The following is a 23,576-nucleotide window of genomic DNA, read 5'->3' as shown; positions in this document are numbered from 1 at the left end:
ATTGAATCAATATTTGATCAGGGCTGAGCCCCAAGTAAAACCACTACCGAACGCTTCTAACAACAGTGTTTGTCCACGTTGAATCCGCCCATCTCTGACCGCTTCATCTAAAGCCAAGGGCACTGATGCAGCAGAGGTATTGCCGTAGCGTTCTAAATTCACAACAACGTGATCCATGCTCATACTGAGCTTGCGAGCTGTTGCTGCAATAATCCGTAAGTTCGCTTGGTGTGGCACTAACCAATCGATTTGCTGTTTATCTAGCTCATTGGATTTGAGCGTCTCTGCGACAATTTCACTCAGTTTAGTAACGGCCACTTTAAAGACCTCATTGCCCTTCATAAACATGTAATCGTCTGGCCCCGATACTTCACCGTGGGCAGGAACAGAGGCTTTCAATAAGTCTGTATGACGACCATCAGCATGCAAATGGGTGGACAATATGCCAGTTTCTTCTGATGCTTCGAGCACCACAGCAGCCGCTGCATCTCCAAATAGAATAATAGTCGTGCGATCATTCGGTTCACACATTTTGCTCAATGTGTCTGCGCCGACGACCAAGATTCTTTTGGCAAAGCCCGTTTTGATATATTGATCCGCAACACTCAGTGCGTACACAAAGCCCGAACAGGCTGCGGCCACATCAAATGCAGGAATAGAATTTACGCCTAGTGCAGATTGCAACTGACAGGCAACACTAGGAAAAGCAAGTGCATTACTTGCTGTAGCAACGATGATCATGTCTAGACCATCGGCATCAATACCAGCCGCTTCAAGTGCATTTACAGATGCGTGACGGGCTAAATCAGTAATGCTCTCATCGTTACCAATAATACGTCGTTCTGCAATGCCGGTCCGTTCAAGGATCCATTCATTGCTAGTTTCAACCATTGCTTCTAAGTCGGCATTGGTACGAACCGTAGACGGAGCGTAGCTGCCTGTTCCAATTATTCTTGCGTACATGAAAACTCGGTTTTATTTGCCCATAAGGGCGGATTCCAGAGTGTCGGCAATCCGCTCAGGGACTTGCCGTTCGATCTCGATGACAGCTTCGCCAATCGCTGTAGCCATTGCGTTTTCGTCAGCATTACCATGGCTCTTGACCACAATTCCACGCAATCCTAACAAACTTGCCCCATTGTACTGGTCGGGGTTCATCGCATCTTTCAGTTTAATCACTTCAGGAAAAACCTTGCGAATCAACCACTTTTTCCATGCTGGTGTGCGTTGCGCTGAAAATAACCGCGACAGTAATAAGCTTGTCAGTCCTTCACAGGTTTTAAGACAAATATTTCCAACAAAACCATCACAAACAACAACATCCGCTTGCCCTGTAAACAAAGCATTTCCCTCGATATAGCCGGTGTAATTAATATCACCGCTATTATGAAGTAGCTGCGCAGTCTGTTTAATTTGATCGTTGCCTTTGATCTCTTCTTCACCAATATTAAGCAAAGCGACGCGAGGGCGCGAAATGCCTTCAACAACGCGCGTCATAGCTGAGCCCATTAAGGCAAATTGAAACAGAGTGTCAGAGTCACAATCGACATTTGCGCCCAAATCCAACATATGTACGCGACCGCCATTGAGTGTCGGCAAAGCCGCAATAAGCGCAGGCCGTTCGATGCCCGGCAGCATTTTCAACACCATTCGTGAAATAGCCATCAATGCCCCCGTATTGCCTGCACTCACGCATGCTTGTGCCTGACCATTGGCCACAGCGTCTAACGCAAGTCTCATGGATGATTGGCGTTTATTTCGAAGCGCAGACACAGGACGTTCGTCCATTTCGATGACTTGCTCGGAATGAATCACTGAGCAGCGTTTCTGGATATCACTGGATTGGGAATATAACCAAGATTGGATCGTATCTGACTGCCCGACCAATAATAGATAAAGATTGGGGTATAAGGAGAGTGCTTGAGAAGCAGCTGATAAAGTAATGGAGGGGCCGAAATCGCCCCCCATTACATCTAACGCGACGGTTAGATTACGCAAGGTATGAACCTTACTTTACTTTACGACCTTTGTAGTAGCCGTCAGCTGTAACGTGGTGACGAAGGTGAGTTTCACCAGACGTCGCGTCTACAGACAAAGTTGGACCACTTAAAGAATCGTGTGAACGACGCATGCCGCGTCGTGAACGAGTTACCTTGCTCTTTTGAACAGCCATGGCTATTACTCCTCACTGCTTTTTAATTTATTAAGCACCGCAAAAGGATTGGGTTTATCCTCTTGGGCATCATCAGTTTTACCCCAACTGGTGTGACTTTCTTGCTTACATTCACTGGGTAAATGCATCGGTACATAAGGTACCGCCAACAAGATTTCGTCCTCAATCAATTGGTGTAAATTCAAATTATCCGCTTCAGGCAGAATGACCGCTTCATATTCAGCGGGTAACTGCTCTGCTGCAGCATCATCTTTGACCGGGCTATATATAACGTTTATGCCTATATCATGAAGAAAAGGCTCGTTACAGCGCTGACATTCCAACTTCAACTGAGTGTTTATAGTGACAGTCAGCGTGGCCAGATGCTGTTCATCGCGGTCACATGCTATCGCGACATCCACACCACCGTCTTCAACAGAAACATCTGAGAGACGTTGTAAAACTCGTTGTGGGATGACTCCATCAAAACACTGCTGTTTTGTTGCAGAACGGCCCGGATCGAGATGTACAGGAATATTCACTTTTTGCATAGGGCGCGAATGATAAAGATGGAATGCTTGTTAGTCAAAGGAAATATTGATCAAAACAGTGTTTTACGCGAAGAATTAGCAACTGACATTTAGTACTCGCCCGCTTAAACTGTCGTTATTCACCTGATTATAGGCCAAAGTGATGACATTACCTATTGTTTTGGGCAGCACATCGCCCTTTAGAAAAGCGATTCTAGAAAAGCTACAAATCCCCTTCCAGTGCAGTGCCCCGAATATTGATGAAAACGCACAACCCGATGAAAATCCAAAAGATTTAGTGGCAAGACTCGCCTTTGAAAAAGCCACAGAAGTTGCCAAGGTTCATGACAGCTCACTCATTATCGGTTCCGATCAGGTAGCGGTTGTGGGCAACCAAATACTGGGTAAGCCTCATACGCACGACAATGCTGTTCAACAATTACAAAATAGCAGCGGCCAAGTGGTCACTTTTTTAACCGGCCTATGCTTGTATAACAGTCACAATCATACTTCTGAAACGATTGTAGAGCCGTTTGAAGTTCACTTTAAAGATTTAAGTACCGAAGAAATTGAAAATTACCTCCAATTAGAAACTCCCTATAAGTGTGCTGGAAGCTTTAAAAGTGAAGCGGCAGGTATTGCCTTGTTTGAAAAGTTATCGGGTGACGACCCCAATACACTGATTGGGTTACCGCTAATTCAATTGATTAAAATGCTCAAGAAGCAAGGCTTGGACGTACTCTCCCTCGCCCGCCAATCTTGATCCCTAAAAGCGAATGCCCAAGCGCTGATACAAAAAATGCATGAGCCAAGCAGGACCAATTAATAAGAACAAGAAGTCATCAAAAAATGAGGGCTTCTTTCCTTCGATGTGATGTCCAATAAATTGCCCTACCCAAGCCACCACAAAAATACTTAAAGCCAATTGCCACAATGGTATAGTGGCATTGGCTTGCAGCCAAAAACTTAACCAAGCGCATATTCCGCTAAACAATAGCATTCCAAATGCCATCATTATCGATAGTCTGACGTAATAAAACAGCGCCAATGCCAAGGCAATGGTTGCCCAATTAAGCCACGCACCTGCCTCAGCAAATAGGGAAGGCACGGGTATGCTCCACACGAGTGCCACCACACTGAAAAATATCGCAGGCACGCATATCCAGTGAATCAGTTTATTTGTTTTGTTCTGGTGACTTTCACCATATTTATCGAGTAGTTGATGCAACGATGCATTTGGCATAAAAAGATTCCTTCACAGATCGGATCTGATAAAGATTCTCATTAAATTAAAGTCAATGCTTGGCTTGCAACTACTTTTGCTACTAACCGCACACTATTGACTGGCTACTCAATAGAACATCAAACCGAAATCATCGGGCCCAGTGGTTGACCGCCCACAAGGTGCATATGAATGTGATAAACCTCTTGGCCCCCATGGCTATTACAATTAACAATGAGACGATAGCCGTCTTCGGCAATGCCAAATTGTTGGGCTAACTTCGCCGCAACCGTAAACAAACGTCCCAACGCTAGCTCGTCAGATTGAGTCACATCATTGATTGTTGGGATCTGGTGGTTGGGTACAATCAGAACGTGTGTGGGCGCACGCGGTGCAATATCTCTAAACGCAGTGACCAGTTCATCTTGGTACAAAATGTCGGCCGGGATCTCTTTACTGATAATTTTTGAAAAAATGGTAGGTTCAGCCATGTCATTTCCTTCTCGCTGAATGCAGTTTCGATTAGCATATGTCACCTGCCTCTACGAATCCATAAGCAAGCGGAGCATTCAATTATATGCCTACACACTCGAACCATGACCCTATCTGTTATGACATTACTTTTAAAGATGCTGTTTCTCACTACTACGACGTGGAGCTAACAACACTATTGCCCCACAAAGAATCGTTAAAAGTAACGCTTCCAGCATGGTTACCGGGTTCTTATATGATTCGAGACTTTGCCCGACATATTGTCAGTATCCACGCCGTTACAGAATCGATGGAGCTGGAAGTCACGCAAACAGACAAGCAAAGTTGGACCGTCGAGCCTGCCGCCGGAGAAATAAAGATTCGCTATCGCGTTTATGCATGGGACTTATCAGTGAGAGCCGCTCATCTCGACCAAACACATGGATTTTTTAATCCGAGCAGTGTTTGTTTAAAAGTGATTGGTTCAGAGCGCTGTCCTCATCAATTAACCGTGATTGCCAATGATATCGCTCGCACCAACGACTGGTGTGTTGCCACCGGCATGACAGCCAAAGCCGTAAATAGCTTCGGCTTTGGTACATATATCGCCGAAAACTATGATGATCTTCTCGATTACCCATTTGAAATGGGCACCTTTAGCGAAGTTGGCTTTGAGTCTGCTGGGGTTCAGCACCGTATGATCTATACAGGCGCAAACCAAGGCGCATTAGGGCGAATTGCCGCTGATGTTAAACAAATCTGTGATTATCAAACTGAGTTTTTTGGTGGCGCTCCTTTTGATGGCTATCTGTTTATGACCATGGTGGTAGGTAAAGGTTATGGCGGGCTGGAACATAAAAACTCGACGGCTTTAATGTGTTCTCGAAACTCGCTAATCACAACAGATATTGCACCTCAAACAGATGAGTATCGGGATTTTTTAGGCCTTTGCAGCCATGAATACTTCCATAGCTGGAACGTGAAGCGTATTAAACCCATTGATTTCACCCCTTTCGATTTAAGCCAAGAACAATACACTCAGCAGCTATGGGCGTATGAAGGCATCACCAGTTACTACGACGAATTATTTTTGTGTCGCAGCGGTGTTATTTCAACAGCAGACTACCTCAACATGTTGGCTAAAAGCCTCTCTCGGGTCGCTAGAGGCAGCGGTAAAGAACGCCAAACCGTCACAGAATCTAGCTTTAACGCATGGACTAAGTTTTACAAACAAGACGAAAATGCCCCCAACGCCATCGTGTCTTACTATACAAAAGGTGGAGAAATAGCCTTGTGTTTGGACTTGTTGCTGCGGCTTCATTCGAATCACCAAATCACACTTGATGATGTCATGCGGCTTTTGTGGGAGCGTCACGGAGTCACAGGTCAAGGCACGTCTGATAATACGATCCAAACCTACTGCGTTGAACTACTCTCGCCTTATCAACCTGATGCACGCGCTTTAATGGCTGTGTTTTTCCATACCGCTTTAGACACCACAGACGATCTGCCCACGGCTGATTTACTGGAATGGGTCGGGGTGAATTACATTCTGCGTCCGCAATTCAACAAGGATGACAAAGGCGGTAAACCCAATGCTAAAAACCCCGGCAATCATTTAGGAGCCCTAACCCAAGCCGAACAAGCTGGCGTTAAACTATCTGTTGTTTACGACAACGAACCTGCACAACGCGCAGGGCTGTCAGCAGGCGATGTTATTGTGGCTATTGGCAACACAAGGGTTTGCCAGGCAAGTATTCAATCTGTATTAAATGAGTTTGCCCCAGCCCAACAAGTCACGGTGCACGCATTTCGTCACGATCAACTCATGACATTTAAGCTCGACGTACAAGTTTCTGACAACTGTGTTGTTCAATTGGAATTGTTCGACGAGGTGCTAGCTGAAGCTTGGCTCACAGGCGTCACTCAGGCGCATTAACCCCCTTCATGTCCTCTGCATTCGCAGAGGGCCTGCTTTCACCCTGGAAAGACTACAATCATGACTCAAGGGTTACGTATTCCGATTAATGTTGCCTATGCCGAAGCAGGTTACTGCGCCACTATTCAGGTGGGTTCGCATGGGCGAAATGCTCGCGTTATTTTAGACACAGGCTCGGCCACTTTAGCCATCAAAGACGATATTTGCGAGCCAGAGAACGATGCGCATTTAACAACGACCTCGCTTGCCCAAGACATTATTTACGGCATTGGCGCTTGGGCAGGGCCAGTGGTTCATACCACTGTGCGAGTGGCAAATGGACAGCGTTCTGTGGAATTAAATGGCGCAGCAATGGCTATCATGGAATCTGAAATTTCTGAGACTTTTGCGCATGCCGATGGCATTTGGGGTCTTGCCTACAGTGACTTAAACCCGGCATACAATATTCAAGGTTACTTGGACGAAAACACATTGAAAGCGAGCTATCCTTGGCCTTTTAGACTTGGGGCAAGCATTGATGACTATCGTCAGCTTAGAACCATGCTTAAGCAATACCCCAAACAATATGTGACCCCATTCTTTACGGATATGGAGCAACACGGTTTAGTTGCGAACAAGTTTGCTTTGTATACACAACGGGCTTTTCGGTTTGAACCTTGCGAACTGTCACAAGCCCAATATGCAGATTTGGATGAAAACAAGGGTTTTCTAATTCTCGGAGGTGGTGAAGAACAAACGGATTTGTATGAAGGCGATTTTCAAACCATCGAAGTCGTTCACGATAAGCATTACAACGTTCACCTTAAATCGTTACAAATAGGTGATCAGCCCGCCATTGCAGCCAATAATGTAGACCCCAAATTCAAACATTGTGTCAGCAATGCTGTTGTTGATTCAGGCTGTACTTATATCATCTTAGAGCAAATGTTATTTGAACAGTTGCGTGCAACACTCGCATCATTACTGCCCACACAACACCGCCTCATCGATGAGTTTTATGACATTGCAGCAGAACAAACCAACGCGCATTTTGACGATTTACGGGGCATCGCAATAGACAAACTAGATTTGGCAGTTTGGCCCACTTTAAAGTTTATTTTTCAAGGCGATATTGAATCCAACGCAAAAGCAGATTCAAGCATTGAAGTGCCGCCTGAAAGTTACTGGCAATGTCATTCACCGGCACCAAACGAGGCATTTTTTGCCATCATTCCTCAATTTGACGGATGGCCAAATCAAACAAATTTTGGGCTGCCGATGCTTAACAATTACTTCGCTGTATTCGATAGAAGTGCCGATATGAACGGCGAATTAAGATTGGCCAAACGTCGTCAATGGCATGCCATTGATTCAGCCTCATAGCAACAACCCAAGCCATGCTTGTTAGAGCCCCGCTTTTTAGGGAGCGTCCATTGCAGGCACCAGCAGTTGAGGGTCAACACGGACCGAACGCCAATTCATTCGCCAATCTAAATGAGCGCCCGTCACACGACCGGTAGCACCAACAAGGGCCACCGGTTGGCCCTGGCTAACCACATCTCCCTGTTTAACCAATGCCCCAGACAAGTGAAGAAACGTTGAGCTTACACCAAAGCCATGATCGATGATCATGGTACCGCCAGAATAGAACATATCTGGCACCCACAACGTCACTTGACCATCTGCGGGCGATACAATTTCGGTCCCTGTGGGGACGGCAACATCAACACCATAATGAGGACGTTTAGGAACACCATTAAAGACCCGTTGACTGCCGTACACACCGGAAATAGGGCCTTTCACTGGCCATATAAAATCTTGAGTGAAGTCAAGTTCATCAGTGATTGGCGCACGCGCTGCCGCCACCATACGGTTATCTTTTTTTGAACGCTCAATCGCTTTCGGATCAGGGTTCATTATTTTCTTTGAAATGCCTTCAATTTTTTGAATATCGAATGTTCTGGGGTTAATTGCCAGTGTCCTTTCAATGCTATCGCCATTTGAGTAAGCGATTTGCAATAATTTACTTTGAGTTTCATCGCGCCCGATGCCAAATACAAACTCTCCAGCAGGGCCTACTTTCAAAGGCTTTCCGTCGAGTAAAATACTGGCTCCGGCTTCAGCCTGACCTCGGATCAAGCTACCTTGTGTCAGCTCTCCCTGCAGTTTGAGGTCTCGGAGGTTTTCGGCATTTGCCAGTCCGAGTCCAGCACAGAATAAAAGCACACCCAATATACAAAGTCGTTGGTTATTCATCTGTTGCAATCGCTCCCTTGCCAACACCCTCATATGCATGGACTCTCACATGCTCTGAGACCAGAAATTCACGCTTAACTGTTGCTAAAATATAATCAGCTAAACACTCCACAGTCGTATCTGTATCAATCAGTTCAACCGATGATTTAGGCATCGCTAATTCAAACAACCCTTGACCCGATACATAACTAAAGCAGTCGTGGCTCTCATCAGAAATGAGCTCCGCACCTTTTGAGCGATGTAATTGCTCAGGTGGCACTTTGTCTTCCACGCTCGCTAGATAGATATCACTCCATCGATTTGCCCAGCGCTGTTCTAACTCATGGTTACGAGTCGCATTGGTCCAGATTTCAATCATTGACCGATGCCCATGAGCAATACGCTGACAATTGCCATCATGCTTCTTCAGACCGTGGGTATATTGATAACTGGCACTATGAATGACTTCTTCTCTAAGTGTGAGTTGAAGGTGTGCAACGTTGGCTGGCAAGTAGCGCTTAATGATTTCACTGAGATATTGGGTCACGGTTTCAATCGTAATTGCTTCACCAGGAATTAAAGCAATGCCTTGCGAAGGGCTATAAAGGTGAATAGATCCTTTGTCTGTTTCAAAATCGAGCCAAAGCATCTCGTGATCGCCAGACGTGCATAATGTGTTTTCATGATCGCTGGGGACGAGTAACTTGTGATCAACTTCTTCGTCGATTATCGCTTTAATGCGTTTTTTTACTTGGCCAAAATCAAGCACCATGCTTTGCTCATCTAAATTACCAATGAGTACCACGTCCACTAGCCAACTATGCCCGACCATGCCGCGCTTTGGGCACAAATAAGACGCGTCAATGACGGTCAGATCTTTGACAAACAACTGCATAATAAACTCTCAAACTTGGTAATAATGAACGAATCGACATCGATAAGTATACGCGAATGGATGAAAGAGCTCGACGTTTTGCGCGCCACAAAACGCCGATAGTGATTGAGCAGACTAAAGCATGACTTCAAGCTGAGAATCTGATTTGCTTTCGTCAGATTTTCCCTGATAAACAACAACACGATTTCGGCCAGCGGCTTTCGCTGCATATAGAGCTTCATCAGCACGACGAATCAGCGTTTCAAGTGGTGTTTGTCCGTCCACACAGCTTGCAATTCCAAAACTGACCGTCACACCAATTTCTTGTGCAACCATTTCTTTAATGGCCAACATGTTTTCTCGGCAACGAGACACAATCGGTTTGGCCTGCTCTTCATTACTGCCCGGTAAAAAGAACGAGAACTCTTCTCCACCAGTACGGCCTACAATATCGCGTTTACGCATGGCTTTTTTGAATTGCGATGCAATAAGCTTCAACACATCGTCACCAACCGCATGGCCAAATGTATCGTTAATTTGTTTGAAATAGTCAACATCTGCCATTACCACACTAAATGGCTCATTCGCTTCTTGGCACTCTCGATAACGAATTTCAGCCAGTTCGTGAGAATGCCGGCGATTGTAAATACCGGTTAAGGCATCGATTTGAGACAACACGCGATAGTGCTTATGTTCTTTGCGAGAGCGAATCAACAGCACAAATAACAAACCACAGATAGCCACTACCGCAAACAGCCCTAACACCACCAACCAGCGATGCTTAAGTACGGCGTCCTCTCGAAGCTTGTTAATTTCATTTTCTTTCTTGAATAATGAAATTTTTTGCTTCTCTGCGGTGCTATTAAAGCGAACTTTAAGGTACGCCAATCGAATTTCGCGGCTGCTACTCAAAGCCGTTTCTGTCGCATCATGCAACAAGCGCTCATAACTGAGGGCGTCATCTAAATCCCCTAATCGTTCGGATGCTTCAGCGGCAAAACGGTATGCATCGGTCAACTCTTTCCACTGACCTAACTGAATTCCTAGACGAATGGCTACAACAATTTCATTCATCGCAAACTGATATTCTTTCTCTTCCATTTTCAGCTCAGCCAATGCGATATGAGCACGAAGAATGCCGGCTTGGAACCTTGTACCAGTGAGAGTTTGCAAACCTTGCAACAATGATTTTTCGGCAGCTAATACGTTTCCGTTGCGAAGCAACGTCCGACCTAACCCTACTTCACCTACCCCTACATAAAGTACATCTCCGTTTTCACGACAGAGCTCTACTTGGTTACTAAACAACAACTGAGCTTTTTCAAATTGCTGTTGGGCATAATTCAACTTAGCGATCGCAAATGAGGCTGAACACATGGCTGATTTATCATTGATTGAGTGGGCCAACTCAAGTGCTTGAAAGGCTCTCAATTCAGCTTCGTCGTACACCCGAGCTTTGCTGAAAAGATCAACCGCGGCGGTCAATAGATACAACTTCTCAATGGATGCTGGCACAGTTTCGATCAGTGCCTCTCCTTTACCCAACAGTACGAAAGCCTCTTCATATTGGCCACGCAAATTAGCAAGTTGAGCCAGCAAAGTGTATGCCCGAATTTGTTGCTGAGGGTGCCGCTCAACCTGAGCAATGGCTGATACGATGCGTTCAGACTTTGAATAGTCGCCATCTAAAGCGAATTGCTCCGCTCGAACCAAATTCACGCGAAGCCGTTGCTGCAAACTTGCTTGGCCAAGGTTTGGGACAATCTGATTGAGCAACGAGGTGAGATCTTCACGGTCTTTCCATCGCAAAGATTCTAAAGTAGTAATTTGCTTCTCTATATTGTCATTATCTAACGCAATCGTCACAAAGGATGTAACAAACAACATTAAACTGACAATCAATCGTTTCATTAACAGCAATATTATTCTTCTAATTTAGACAAAATTCAGACTTAATCAGCTCGAACCATAGTTTTACAACATCTATACGTCGGCATCTCATCTCTAACCTAGCGAAATTCAACATTGCGCTCAAGTTTTTGTAAACCGTATTCTGTCATATAACCCGCCTTGAGTCCTACAAATTTAATTTTGAAAACATTGCCTTGGTTAATCTAGTTCAAGATGGCTAATACATAAAATAGGGGTCGTCAAAAGGTGATTATTTATCCTGATGATTACAGACGCATTATTTACACCACCGGTAGAGCACAGACACAAAAAAGCCGACTCTAAAGTCGGCTTTCAACAGTTCGCAAACACCAATTACTATGAGATTTTGGTCGTTGTATATCTCGCTAAACGCGGAAATGCTTGTTCATCAGCATCGAACAGATAACAAGCGTCTGCAGGTAAACAAATGGTGTATTTGTCACCAGCATGTGCCGTTGTTTCAGCTTCTGCTTTTACAGTGAAGTCTTCACCGTTAACGGTCATATAGATAAATGACTCTGCACCTAAATGCTCAGCCACCATCACATCACCGGTCACAGAGCTATCCGCATGAGGGTGATCCGCTTCAACCAAATGCTCAGGGCGAACCCCAAGTTCAACCTTATCGCCAACCGCAGCTCGGGTGGCATCAACTGAAGCTTTAATGACATCGCCAGACTCAATCTTCACCATGCAATGGTCAGGATTAATTTCCACCAACTCACCTTTCAAAAAGTTCATCTTAGGTGAGCCAATGAACCCAGCAACGAAACGGTTTGCTGGCGCATGATAGAGCTCCAATGGCGAACCGAATTGCTCCAAATTAGAAGGCGCATTTTTGTTTAATGGGCTCAACACAACAATTTTGTCGGCTAACGTCATGGCCTCAACTTGATCATGAGTCACGTAGATGATTGTCGACTGCAACTCTTTGTGCAATTTTGCAATTTCAATACGCATCTTCACGCGCAAAGCAGCATCGAGGTTAGACAGTGGTTCATCGAACAAGAACACCGCTGGTTGCTGAACAATACAGCGACCAATTGCAACACGCTGGCGTTGCCCCCCAGAAAGTGCTTTAGGCTTACGATCAAGCAAAGGTGTTAATCCCAAAATGTCAGAGGCAGCATCGACACGCTTCTTGATTTCAGCCTTATCAACTTTTTTTAGTTTTAAACCAAACGCCATGTTTTCGTACAGGTCCATATGCGGATACAAAGCATATGACTGGAACACCATACCGACATTGCGCTCTACAGGCGGCTTGTCGTTCATATACGTGCCGCCAATCTCCAAGTCTCCAGAAGTAATATCTTCCAGACCTGCGACCATGCGCAACAGCGTTGACTTACCACACCCAGATGGCCCAACAAATACAATAAACTCGCCTTCTTTAATATGAAGGTTAATTTCTCTGAGCGTGTCCTGATGGACAGCCGGATCGTAGTTCTTACGAACATTTTTTAATACAACTTCAGCCATTATTTGACTCCGAAATTCTTATAGCTCTTGCTAAAATCTTGGTTCAAAGGGTTACCCCTTCACTCCGCCTGCTGTCAATCCGCCTACCAGCCAACGCTGAGCGAGTAAGAACACGACGGTAATAGGGAAACCGGATAACACTGCTGCTGCAGCAAAATCACCCCAGAGATAGTTTTGTTCGTACAGATACTGCTGTGCACCCACTGCCAATGTATATTTATCGACATCGGTGAGTAACAGCGATGCTACCGGCACTTCTGTAATTGCTCCAATGAAGGACAGGATAAATACAACGGCAAGAATCGGCACCGACAGCGGCAATAAGACCAATCGGAATGCTTGCCAAGGGGTTGCACCGTCAATCGCGGCAGCTTCCTCAAGCGACGCATCAATTGTCTCGAAGTACCCTTTGATGGTCCAAACATGCAATGCAATACCGGACAGGTAGATAAAAATTAAACCTGCGTGAGTATTCAAACCCAATGCTGGGAAATGTTGACCGATTTTGTCGAACATTGCATAAATAGCCACCAACGCCAGTACAGCTGGGAACATTTGGAAAATCAACATTCCGTTTAAGATAGTTTGCTTACCTGCAAACTTCATACGCGCAAAGGCGTAGGCACAAGTCGTTGACAACACCACAATCAGAGCCGCGGTGATGCCTGCAACTTTAATAGAGTTCCACAACCAAGTTAACACTGGAAATGGTGGTGGCTTGATCGTGCCATCAGGCAAAATAACCGGAATCCCAAGCGCTAACTTCCAGTGCTCCAACGATGGATTTTCTGGAATAATACTGCCGATCGCAAAGTTACCCTCGCGAAATGAAATCGCAATAATCATTAGAAGCGGGAACACCACAAGCATTAGAAAAAACAGCAAGAATGCATGTGTGCCCAAGATGCGGTACTTAATCGAACTAGGTTGAACAATAGCCATGAGTATCGCCTCCTTAGTGATCTGCTTTAGACAGTTTGAGATTGAGGATAGCCAATGCTCCGACCATCAAGAAAATGAGCGTTGCAATCGCACTTGCCAAACCGTAATCCTGCCCTGAACCTTCGAACGCAATTCGATAGGTATAACTCACCAACAAGTCGGTATGACCGGCCGGAGTTGTGGCTCCAATAATATCTGGGTCACCATTTGTGAGGAGCAAAATTAACACGAAGTTATTAAAGTTAAATGCAAATGAGGCAATTAACAGCGGCGTAAGCGGCTTCATCAATAGCGGCACAGTAATCTTGAAGAAATTACCTACCGGGCCAGAGCCATCCATCGCAGATGCTTCATAAAGATCTTCAGGAATAGACTTCAACAGACCCATACACAAAATCATCATGTACGGATAACCGAGCCAAGTATTCACAATTAGAATCATGAGCTTCGCTAGGACAGGGTCGGTATACCATTCCGGTTTAATGCCAAAAATACTCTCAAGCGCTAAGTTGATCTCACCAAAGTTCTGGTTAAACAATCCCTTGAACACAAGGATAGAGATAAATGCAGGTACCGCATACGGGAGAATCAGAAACACGCGGTAAAGTGCGCGCCCTTTCAAATGCTCCCATTGAACTAAGCAAGCCATGATCATACCAATCATCAGGGTAATACCCACTGATGCACCAGCAAACACAACCGTCCAAACAAAGATTTGAAGGAACGGGCCTTGAATGCCTTTGTCGGTCATGACGCGAAGGTAGTTTTTCCAACCCACTCCGACTGTAAAGCCAGGAGGAATTCGCTCACCAACAAACTGACCATTATTATCTACGTATTGGTAGTAGCCCGAATTCATGTTGGGACGTAACAACTCACCAGAGCGGTTATCTCTGAGCGTATTGCTGTCAGATATGATAATCTGATCGGCAATGATAGCGCCCTGGTCAAGCAAGGTGTAAACAGGTTTAAGCGCCGAGAATTTGCGTAAACCATTCATGCTTAGTACATCACCATCAGGCAAATTCAGTTTCAGTGCCGACAAGTGATCACGTGTTTGCACGATCGTCCGAATAGCTTCTGCTGGCGTAGTTGGTAAGGCTGTTGCCGGAACCAACTCAACTCCATTTTCAACCATCGGCCAATCTGCTTTGCGCATACGCGCTGCCGTAATTTCTTTTTTCGTTAGAATTTCAACACTATGAGAAACATATATTTTGCTCTCGTCCTGTTCAGATTTTAACGCCAGAATGTAACGTCCCTCTGAGTCAGTTGGGTGCATTGAAAACTCGAATGAACCACCATCAGCTTGATAAGTAAGCGCTCTCAAGTAGTTTTGAGCTCGCTCTAGGCTAAGTAGGTTGACACCCGAATAGTTGGTAAAAGAAATAAAGACCGTGTATGCCATAGGAAACACGATGAAGATTGCCATTCCGGCAACCCCAGGAAAAATATATCGGTGCGCGTATGTACGAGGATTCGTAAAAACATAAACACCTAAAGAAATGAGCAGCAGCGTGACAATCGCAAATGCATATTCGCCGCTGGCGTACATGGCTATGACCGAATAACCGCCGAACAGTATCACTACTGCTAACAACGCGATTTTCAGCCACAAACCACCAGCAGAGCCCTTTGCAGGTGAATTTGCATCCATATTACAACCTTAGATTAACCTTCGCTTTGATGTATGAGAGGAGGAAGCAATGGCTTCCTCCAATCTCGTTATGTGTTGGTATATAACTTATTTACCAACGATACGCTTTGCAGCTGTATCTAATGCAGCATCAACTTCTTGACGACCAGAAGTGATGTTTTTCAGAGCTGATTCCATCGCTGACCAGAATTTACCCATGGCAGCAACGTTTGGCATTGGCTCACCCGCTTGCGCATTGGCAAAGGTTGCAGCAATGTTTGGATTTGTTGCAAGCTCTTTCATGTATTCTTTATGCGGAACCGCACCCAATGGTACGTCAGCATTAACTGCCGATAGACCTTCTTTATTTAACAAATAGTTTTCTAAAAACTCTTTTGCCAAATCTTTGTTAGGTGAAGCAGCGTTTAATGCACCTGCAACAACACCTACGAATGGTTTCGCGGGGCTGCCGCCTACACTTGGAATGAAAGTAACGCCGTAGTTAATACCGCTCTTTTCAACGTTGCCCCAAGCCCAAGGACCGTTGATCATCATGGCAACTTCGCCTGAGTTAAACTTAGACTCCATCACAGAGTAGTTTGCACCCGTTGGCATCATTCCGTCATCAATCATTTTTTTGATAACAGCAGCGCCTTGCTTCGCACCTTTGTTGTTCACTCCGGTGTCATTCACATCGTAACTACCGTTTTCATTTTTAAACGCGTAGCCGCCGTTTGCAGCCAATAATGGCCATGTGAAGTAAGTATTTGCGTAATCCCATAGGATCGCATGCTTGCCTTGCTTCTGAAGTTCTTTGTCAAGCGCAGGCATTTCTTCAAACGACTTAGGTGGGTTTGGTACTAAATCTTTGTTGTAGATAAGACCAACAGCTTCAACAGAAAGCGGGTAACCATAAAGTTTACCGTTTACTGTCACTGCGTCCCATGCAAAATCTTCGATTGAACTTTTTGTGGATGCACTTGGCTCAACTGGCGCCAAAAGACCCGCACTTACCCAGTCACCAAAACGGTCATGTGCCCAGAAGAAGATATCTGGACCATCGCCTGTAGAAGCAGCCTGTTGGAATTTATCAGTCGCACCTTCAGGATGCTGAACCACAACCTGAACGCCTAAATCCTTTTCAAAACGTTTGCCGACTTCGGCAAGACCGTTGTAGCCTTTGTCACCATTGATCCAAATCACTAGTTTACCTTCCTCTAGCGCTGCAACAGATGCAGACATACCCAGGGAAGCAACAGCTACGGCAGTAGCCAACAATGAATTTTTCATTATGCCTTTTCCTTTATCAGGTTATATGAGCTTTAAGCTCTGATATTTTTATTTTGGAGGGAGTCCCCCCACCTAGCCGCGGCAAGTGTAGTTCATGCCTTACTAACATCACATGACCTAACTCAAATTTTTGAAATTGACTTTCAAAACAAGACAAAAATCGCACACTTTTTAACCGTTTTTACTGAAAAAATGCTTAGAATTTTTGGAAGCACTAATTCAGAACAACCAAGAAACCGATTTCATAACAAAAGTTTAGTCGGAATCGCGCTCAAAATTGAAGCAATGACAACATCTCGTAAGTTGTAATGAAATTTTGTTACCGGTTTCTTAAGAATTAGAACGGCAAATCACTTCACCGTTCTCATAGAATAGAAGTATGGCTGGCGGTTGTTAAAACGCAAACAAGCAGTTAAAAGTAACCCTAATCAGATTGCAATTGTTTTAAAATTTGCTCTTTTAAATTGGGCGGAATTTCATCAATTGTCAGTCGATCATAAGTTGCATCGTAGCGCACTCGTCCCCCCATTAACGCAGCATCAAAACTGATTGATACGCCTTTACCTGTTCCAGAAAAACGCGTCATTCTTTGCAGCGTCTTAATTTCTGGTTCAATCGCGTCGGGTAATTGCGATTCTGAGCCTGAAATAAAATCAGAAAAACTCACTTCGGCAGGCCCTGAGATCGCGTGAGAAAGCTCCCCTACATTGACCTGTTCACCTGCCACCTGTTGTTCTTTGCAAAAGCTCACCACTTCTTTTTTCAATTCAGCTTGCACATCTTTTTGTTCAACATGTTGTGAACAGTAGTCATTGACCACTTGCGCTAGCTCTTCAGCCTGAGCTTTGCGATCCACTGCTTCTTCAATGGCCAAAGAGTCTAGAAAGAAATCAGCGACTTTTCGCCCTGCCCTACCTTTGATGAATACCGCATAATTGCTTTCATCATTTGATTCGAGAGCCATAAGATCCAACCTCACAGCAAGCTGCATCGCATCAGCATCTAAAAATCGAAGTCGCGATAACTCAAGTGAATCACTACAGGTGACTTTTTCTTTAATAGGCAGTTCAGCGATCAATAAGAATCTCTGCGCAACATATTGATATTCAGCCATCAATACATAGCAATCATTGGCCAAACCATACTCATGCATTTTTTCGCCAATGGCTCGAATAGTCTGTTGTGAAAAACCTACATATGACTCTGGGTATTCTTGCCATTGTGCAAGTTGCTCTACAAACTGAGACTCTGATTGTTCAGCAAAACGGCCAATGCCTTTACTCGGCTTTGCATTGAAACGAATGTGTAGCTCTTCTATAAGCTGATTAGCCGCGTCACTTTGAGGCAACTCTTCTTCTTGAAACACACACACAAATTGATCTTGGGAATTATGTTTCAGCCCATGAATGATGAAATGATTGAGGTTAATCGACATAATAATGAAAGGTCAGCAATGATTAATAACACGCTATGTTACACTAGCGGAAGCAATAACAAAGTGAATATCGTCAATGCCAATTCAATCTAAATACACAACAGAACACGTCGAAGAACTCATGTCGGAAATCCAACACGTGTTCTTAAAACACGAATCCCCAGTCGATTTACAGCTCATGGTACTGGGTAATACAGTCAGTCAACTACTAATGGAACGCGTCAGTGCGAATCAAAGAGCCGGTATTGCAGAGCAATTCGGGCAAGTATTGCAACGTGCAGTGAACGAATCTCACTAAACACAGACTACAAATCTTAGTTACAATACAAACAAAAGAGTAAAGCACATTGCGTGTTTATTTCTCCAAAGGTGCAGGAAAGTAAATTGCAAACGAATTACAGGGAAAACGTCTCTAAAATTGTTGGATGGGGACACTGGTTTACGTTTTGTAACGTTCTGATCGGTGTGTTCGTAGGTTTCAGGTATGCATGGGCGGGGGGCTGGCCAACCGGCATTATCGACAATGCGTTTTTAGCAACCTACACGGTTGGGCATTTTGCTTTTCTGTTTTTTGCAGGTTTTATTGTACTGCTTTTTCCTCTCGCCTTTATCTTACCTTGGTGGCGCCTATATCGAACCGTCGCCATTATTGTTGCTACCGCAGCACAGTCCTTATTGTTGTTAGATAGTCAGTTTTACACCAGCCTTGGTATGCACTCCAATGCACTGTTGTTTGAACTTTTGTTTCATGCTGATTCAGAGCAGCAGATTAGCATGGCTTGGTGGAAACTAGGCGGGACCGTCTTACTGTTGTTAGCGCTGGAAATTGCGTTAGCAAATTGGCTTAGCTTATGGCGCGAAAGCCGCTCACGAAGAGTCTTTGGTAAACGGGTCACTCAGGTGTTTTTCGCCTGCTTCTTTGCATACAACTTTGCCTATGCAATTGCCGATGTAAATGGCCATCGCGGTATTACTCGTCAACAAGAATTCTACCCTATCTCGTTCCCACTGACCGCAAAAACAACGCTTTCAAAGTGGGGCGTCACATCTTCAACAGAAACATCTGAAGACGGCTTAAATGTGCGTTTTCATTATCCGCTAGCGCCGATAGCTGCATCTCCAAATACCAATACAAATGTGGTTGTGGTGGTTGTATCGTCGTTAAGAGCAGACATGCTCAACCCCACCAATATGCCTTATACCACCAAGCTGGCTCGCCAAAGCTTATGGAGCAGTCGTTATTACAGCAGCGGGAAAGAGCACGACTCTGCAATGTTCGGTCTACTTTATGGCATTCCGGCGACATATTCCCGCGCTGCTGAATACTCGTTAACGCCACCTGCAATGACTCATTGGTTGAAACAGAATGGCTATGATTTATCGCTCTTTTCAACGCGTCCAACCGAGCAGCCCACGCTGTATTCTGATTTCGAGACTCAATATAGTCCTGAACAGCGTGTCAATGCGGCGATTGCCGACACTGCTACGCTGCATCATTGGCAAAAATATTACGAACAAACCCAAGATCAAGCAGGTTTCTACCTGATCAATCTAACGGGTGTGCAACGCTACGCAACCCCTCCGGGATTTAGCAACCCTTTCCAGCCGGATCTGGAAGGCGTTTTGTTACTCGACAACAACGTACAGATGGATGACGACGGACTCGTCAATCGATATAAAAATGCTGTGCTACACGTAGATCAACTTATCAATTTGGTAAGCGAGCATATCAATTTTGACAATACCATCTTAGTGATTACGTCCGATCACGGTGTTAATTTCAACAATACGGAGTCAGCTAAACATCAGCATGATTTCAGCCCTGCCAATGTTCAAATCCCATTCTTAATGATGGGGGCAGGAATATCACCTCAGGTAGTCGATGGCTTAACCACCCACTACGACTTCTCAGCCACCTTAGTGCAAATGCTGACCGACAAATACGTGAGCACTCGAAACTTTAGTAGCGGCATTAATCTAGCTGACGTACAACGCACCGCGCACCATTGGTTACTCCTAGGGCAGCGAAATGATTTTGCATTGATTGAGCCCGACCGTTTAACGCAAGTCATGAAATTTGGTGACTACCAAATCTATGACAATCTAATGGAAGCTCAAGACAAGGCAAAACTCAGAGTCGCTCCAATGCTTGAAGCAGTACGAGAAATGCAACGATTCTCGCGCGATTAAGGCCCGAATTAGAAATATTGTTCAAAGAATAATCAAACGGTTAAAGCAATGTGTTTGGTGTATTGCAATTCAGCAGTGAATCGCTAATATAGCTCAACTTCTCCACGTAGCGCAGCCTGGTAGCGCACCGTCATGGGGTGTCGGGGGTCGCAGGTTCAAATCCTGCCGTGGAGACCATACAATTAAAAAAGGCTTAGCAATCATATTGTTAAGCCTTTTTTATTATCTAAATAACGACGGTCCTCATTGAGCCATAAAAAAACCGCATACGAACGATGCGGTTTAGTTGGATATGAATCTCAATTAAAACGGCATTTTCATACCTGGTGGTAAATTCATGCCACCGGTCACGTCTGCCATGCGAGTTTTAGTTGTTTCATCAACACGGCGCGCTGCATCATTGCACGCAGCAGCAATGAGGTCTTCAAGCATTTCTTTGTCGTCGTCCATCAAACTTTCGTCAATTTGTACGGCTCGAACGCTATGACTCCCTGTCATTGTTATTTTAACCAAGCCAGCTCCCGCTTCACCGGTCACTTCCAGTTTTGCGATCTCCTCTTGGGCTTTTGCCATGCGATCTTGCATTTGCTGGGCCTGTTTCATCAGGTTACCCATTCCGCCTTTAAACATACTTTTCTCTCATTGTCGTGACAAATTCTAGGCCAGTGCCGCGCATCATTATATCGGTGTAATTGTATCGTGATCAACGGTGGCATCAAAAGCTTCCGTTAACTCATGCACCACAGGATCACTTTGAATTGTAGCAATCGCGTGTTCCAGTCGCTCTTCAACCCGCCGGCCCTGTGCTTGACGCGGTGTTTCAGCTTCGATTTCAGCGCCATTAATGACCTCAATAGGCGTATTGACGCCCACGTATCCATGAATTTTGTTGACCAACTCATTGATGTTGGCCTCACTCGCCAAATGACGTGCTTTGACTGGCACTTCCAATTGGTAGCCATCGCCCACCGGATTTAAATGACAATCCAAAGCCAGTTGACGCTTTAATGCATCGAAGCCTAGCGTATCGATCAGTTGCTCCCACCAAGCTTTTTGAACCACATAGGGCTCAGGGGGCACCACCATAATCTGTTCAGTCGGTTCTAGGTCTCCCTCTAATGCGGTGTCGGAGACTTCGCTTGAGGGCTGTTCTTGCTGAACGGCATCAAGTTCCAGTTCTGAATGATTGAGTTCAACGTCAGCAGGCACTGCAATGTCTGCTTCGTTGGCTTTTTCTGCCAAAGGTTGATCTTCCCATGGCGGAATGTCATTGGGCTCTAGCGTTGTACTTAATTGCGATCTTTCAGGCTCAGGGTCTGCGGGCTCGTCGGGAAGCTCATCAGACGGTTGCTTAGCATCCGTTTGGTTAATTTGCTTGGCAATTGCAGAAATACGAGATACATCGGTAGCACCCGCATTGGCATCGGCACTTCTGTGCTGATTCTCAATATTCTTTATTTGGCTTCTGAGTTTATTGCGCGTTTGTAATAAACCATCAATAGGCGTTGCAGGTTTGGCCGGAACCGACACCGTTTGCTCGCTCTCTGGACTTGGGCGAGTGCTCTCTGTTTCTTGAAGCTGAGCAGAGATAGGGGCAACTGAAGGCGCATCAGAGTTCATCATTTCAGGCTGTTCAATGGCCACTTTTCGGCTCGCGTCGGCTTGAGTTTCTGGCACAAAGCCTTCAGGTGAAAAGCCCTGAGATTCAGCCATCGACATGATTAGATCTTGTTGAGCTTCCAATGTAGCCTGCGTGTTGTCTTGCTCTTGCATTGCCATGAGTTCATTGGGATCGAATCCGTCGGTTGCAGATTGGGGGCCACTCATCGCAGGTGACTCGGGCATTCGTTCCGCCACAACTGGTTCCTGCTTAAATTCAGAAGGTGGCGCTACGTCATCGGATTGCTGCTGGGATTGGGGGACGGCAACAGGCTCTGCAGTCGTCGGTTCAATGATAGGTTGCTCAATACTATGCTCTTGCTCTGCAGGAGGGCTGATTTCAACAGGTCCATCTGGTTCTTTTTTTGGCGCCCCCAAATCAGCTTTAGCAATATCTGACGTTAGACTCGCCTCAGGTTTCAATCCTGCTTCCGCAACTAAGTCTTCAGGTGCAGGTACGGAAGGAGCATGACGTTCGAATGATGCATCCATTTTTGGCAAATCTGTCTGCTGCATGGGGCGGAACATCAAGATCCGCATCAATGTCATCTCTAAACCGCTTCGCGGATCGGGTGCAAATGATAAATCTCGCCGTCCCTGAACGAGTATTTGATAGGCCAATTGGATTTGCTCTGGAACCCATTGCTCGCAGAGCTGAATGAGTAGATCTCGTTCTGGTTCTTGTTCTGACAAAGCACTCGGAGCCATCGCTGCTAGTGTTGCTCTGTGAAGTAAGCTCTGCAATTCAGCAATGATCTTGTCATAGTCGGGTGCAAATGACGCTATGGCAGACACTTTAGCCATCAGCTGATCTGCGCTACCGGAAAGAAGTCCCTGAACCAAGCCTTTCAAGTGGTCGCGATCGAGCAAGCCCAGCATCGACGTGACACTCACATCTGTAAGTTGACCTTGCCCGTGAGCAATCGCCTGATCTGTCAAACTCAGAGCATCACGCATGCTCCCTTGAGCTGCGCGAGCAAGCTGACCTATTGCCAGTGCCTCATATGGCACAGACTCTTGTTGTAGAATATTTTCGAGCTGACCACCGATTTGATCAACGGTCATGGCCTTCAGGTTAAACTGCAAGCAACGCGAAAGAATGGTGACTGGCAGCTTTTGTGGATCCGTTGTGGCTAACAGGAATTTAACGTGCGGCGGCGGCTCTTCAAGCGTTTTTAACAAAGCGTTAAATGAATGACGAGACAACATATGTACTTCATCAATCAAATAGACCTTGTATCGTCCCCGCGTCGGTCTGTACTGAACGTTATCAAGAATTTCGCGAGTATCTTCAACCTTAGTGCGCGATGCAGCATCGATTTCAATGAGGTCAACAAAGCGTCCTTCATCAATTTCAACACAGCTGCTGCACACACCACATGGTTCTGCTGCCGGCCCTTGCTCGCAATTTAAGCTTTTAGAGAGTATTCGCCCAAGCGTCGTTTTCCCAACTCCACGAGTACCAGTGAATAAATACGCGTGATGAAGCCTGCCTGTTTGCATCGCATTCGTGAGTGCCTGCACAACATGGCTTTGACCAATGACTTCAGAAAACTTTGCAGGGCGCCATTTTCGCGCCAGCACCTGATAACTCATGTCAAATCCTTA

General features: G+C 45.3%; 21 protein-coding genes and 1 tRNA gene. 6 read left to right on the top strand and 16 right to left on the bottom strand.

Features of this window, described 5'->3' with window-relative positions; translation table 11 throughout:
* Positions 1-6 precede the first annotated feature (6 nt).
* From NAF29_RS09275 to NAF29_RS09260, 4 genes are read right to left on the bottom strand one after another with little or no spacing between them, the layout of a single operon-like run.
* The gene (locus tag NAF29_RS09275; RefSeq protein WP_251261269.1) at positions 7-963 is read right to left on the bottom strand and encodes a beta-ketoacyl-ACP synthase III; all 957 of its coding nucleotides are present in this window, start codon (positions 961-963) and stop codon (positions 7-9) included.
* A gap of 12 nt (positions 964-975) precedes the next feature.
* Complete coding sequence (gene plsX, locus NAF29_RS09270; RefSeq protein WP_251261268.1) at positions 976-1,998, bottom strand: phosphate acyltransferase PlsX; 1,023 nt, start codon at positions 1,996-1,998, stop codon at positions 976-978.
* A 10-nt stretch (positions 1,999-2,008) separates the two neighbouring features.
* The gene (gene rpmF, locus NAF29_RS09265) at positions 2,009-2,173 is read right to left on the bottom strand and encodes a 50S ribosomal protein L32 (RefSeq protein WP_251261267.1); all 165 of its coding nucleotides are present in this window, start codon (positions 2,171-2,173) and stop codon (positions 2,009-2,011) included.
* 5 nt (positions 2,174-2,178) lie between these two features.
* Positions 2,179-2,703, bottom strand: a complete 525-nt coding sequence (locus tag NAF29_RS09260; RefSeq protein ID WP_251261266.1) for a YceD family protein — start codon at positions 2,701-2,703, stop codon at positions 2,179-2,181.
* 142 nt (positions 2,704-2,845) lie between these two features.
* Here NAF29_RS09260 and NAF29_RS09255 point away from each other — a divergent pair, with 142 nt between their 5' ends.
* Complete coding sequence (locus tag NAF29_RS09255; RefSeq protein WP_251261265.1) at positions 2,846-3,445, top strand: Maf family protein; 600 nt, start codon at positions 2,846-2,848, stop codon at positions 3,443-3,445.
* Positions 3,446-3,448: 3 nt separating this feature from the next.
* Here the strand turns inward: NAF29_RS09255 and NAF29_RS09250 are convergent, their stop codons facing one another.
* Both NAF29_RS09250 and hinT read right to left on the bottom strand, forming a co-directional pair.
* Entirely contained in the window at positions 3,449-3,925 is a 477-nt protein-coding gene (locus NAF29_RS09250; RefSeq protein ID WP_251261264.1) for an Mpo1 family 2-hydroxy fatty acid dioxygenase, read from the bottom strand.
* Positions 3,926-4,044: 119 nt separating this feature from the next.
* The gene (gene hinT, locus NAF29_RS09245; protein ID WP_251261263.1) at positions 4,045-4,395 is read right to left on the bottom strand and encodes a purine nucleoside phosphoramidase; all 351 of its coding nucleotides are present in this window, start codon (positions 4,393-4,395) and stop codon (positions 4,045-4,047) included.
* An 86-nt stretch (positions 4,396-4,481) separates the two neighbouring features.
* On the opposite strand from hinT, the gene NAF29_RS09240 reads away from it, so the two are divergent.
* Both NAF29_RS09240 and NAF29_RS09235 read left to right on the top strand, forming a co-directional pair.
* Positions 4,482-6,314: a M61 family metallopeptidase gene (locus tag NAF29_RS09240; RefSeq protein WP_251261262.1), complete on the top strand. Its 1,833-nt coding sequence runs from the start codon at positions 4,482-4,484 to the stop codon at positions 6,312-6,314.
* A gap of 60 nt (positions 6,315-6,374) precedes the next feature.
* A complete protein-coding gene (locus NAF29_RS09235) occupies positions 6,375-7,676 on the top strand; it encodes a pepsin-like aspartic protease (protein ID WP_251261261.1) in 1,302 nt (433 codons plus the stop codon).
* A 36-nt stretch (positions 7,677-7,712) separates the two neighbouring features.
* Here the strand turns inward: NAF29_RS09235 and NAF29_RS09230 are convergent, their stop codons facing one another.
* The 8 genes from NAF29_RS09230 to NAF29_RS09195 form a co-directional block, all read right to left on the bottom strand.
* Positions 7,713-8,549 carry a M23 family metallopeptidase gene (locus NAF29_RS09230; RefSeq protein WP_251261260.1) on the bottom strand — a complete coding sequence of 279 codons (837 nt, stop codon included), beginning with the start codon at positions 8,547-8,549 and terminating at the stop codon, positions 7,713-7,715.
* The gene (locus tag NAF29_RS09225; RefSeq protein WP_251261259.1) at positions 8,542-9,423 is read right to left on the bottom strand and encodes a 6-pyruvoyl trahydropterin synthase family protein; all 882 of its coding nucleotides are present in this window, start codon (positions 9,421-9,423) and stop codon (positions 8,542-8,544) included. The genes NAF29_RS09230 and NAF29_RS09225 overlap by 8 nt, the downstream gene beginning before the upstream one ends.
* A gap of 114 nt (positions 9,424-9,537) precedes the next feature.
* The gene (locus NAF29_RS09220) at positions 9,538-11,313 is read right to left on the bottom strand and encodes a GGDEF domain-containing protein (RefSeq protein WP_251261258.1); all 1,776 of its coding nucleotides are present in this window, start codon (positions 11,311-11,313) and stop codon (positions 9,538-9,540) included.
* Positions 11,314-11,670: 357 nt separating this feature from the next.
* The gene (locus NAF29_RS09215; protein WP_251261257.1) at positions 11,671-12,816 is read right to left on the bottom strand and encodes an ABC transporter ATP-binding protein; all 1,146 of its coding nucleotides are present in this window, start codon (positions 12,814-12,816) and stop codon (positions 11,671-11,673) included.
* Between the two features lie 51 nt (positions 12,817-12,867).
* A complete protein-coding gene (gene malG / locus NAF29_RS09210; RefSeq protein WP_251261256.1) occupies positions 12,868-13,758 on the bottom strand; it encodes a maltose ABC transporter permease MalG in 891 nt (296 codons plus the stop codon).
* 13 nt (positions 13,759-13,771) lie between these two features.
* On the bottom strand, positions 13,772-15,415 hold the full coding sequence (gene malF, locus NAF29_RS09205) for a maltose ABC transporter permease MalF (protein ID WP_251261255.1): 1,644 nt from the start codon (positions 15,413-15,415) through the stop codon (positions 13,772-13,774).
* Positions 15,416-15,502: 87 nt separating this feature from the next.
* A complete protein-coding gene (gene malE, locus NAF29_RS09200; protein WP_251261254.1) occupies positions 15,503-16,684 on the bottom strand; it encodes a maltose/maltodextrin ABC transporter substrate-binding protein MalE in 1,182 nt (393 codons plus the stop codon).
* Between the two features lie 424 nt (positions 16,685-17,108).
* Positions 17,109-18,119, bottom strand: coding sequence for a nucleoid-associated protein (locus NAF29_RS09195; RefSeq protein ID WP_251261253.1), 1,011 nt, complete (start codon positions 18,117-18,119; stop codon positions 17,109-17,111).
* 76 nt (positions 18,120-18,195) lie between these two features.
* On the opposite strand from NAF29_RS09195, the gene NAF29_RS09190 reads away from it, so the two are divergent.
* The 3 genes from NAF29_RS09190 to NAF29_RS09180 all read left to right on the top strand — a co-directional run bounded on the left by NAF29_RS09190 (position 18,196) and on the right by NAF29_RS09180 (position 20,486).
* Complete coding sequence (locus tag NAF29_RS09190) at positions 18,196-18,417, top strand: YejL family protein (protein ID WP_251261252.1); 222 nt, start codon at positions 18,196-18,198, stop codon at positions 18,415-18,417.
* An 86-nt stretch (positions 18,418-18,503) separates the two neighbouring features.
* Positions 18,504-20,309, top strand: a complete 1,806-nt coding sequence (locus NAF29_RS09185) for a DUF3413 domain-containing protein (protein ID WP_251261251.1) — start codon at positions 18,504-18,506, stop codon at positions 20,307-20,309.
* 100 nt (positions 20,310-20,409) lie between these two features.
* Positions 20,410-20,486, top strand: a tRNA-Pro gene (locus NAF29_RS09180).
* 126 nt (positions 20,487-20,612) lie between these two features.
* On the opposite strand, the gene NAF29_RS09175 is transcribed toward NAF29_RS09180, so the two are convergent.
* Both NAF29_RS09175 and dnaX read right to left on the bottom strand, forming a co-directional pair.
* Positions 20,613-20,939: a YbaB/EbfC family nucleoid-associated protein gene (locus NAF29_RS09175; RefSeq protein WP_251261250.1), complete on the bottom strand. Its 327-nt coding sequence runs from the start codon at positions 20,937-20,939 to the stop codon at positions 20,613-20,615.
* 48 nt (positions 20,940-20,987) lie between these two features.
* Positions 20,988-23,564, bottom strand: a complete 2,577-nt coding sequence (dnaX, locus tag NAF29_RS09170) for a DNA polymerase III subunit gamma/tau (protein WP_251261249.1) — start codon at positions 23,562-23,564, stop codon at positions 20,988-20,990.
* Positions 23,565-23,576 lie beyond the last annotated feature (12 nt).

This window comes from Echinimonas agarilytica (assembly GCF_023703465.1).
Taxonomy (GTDB): Bacteria; Pseudomonadota; Gammaproteobacteria; order Enterobacterales; family Neiellaceae; genus Echinimonas; species Echinimonas agarilytica.
The sequence above is the reverse complement of the archived record's forward strand: the minus strand, read 5'-3'. Positions and strand labels throughout refer to the sequence as shown.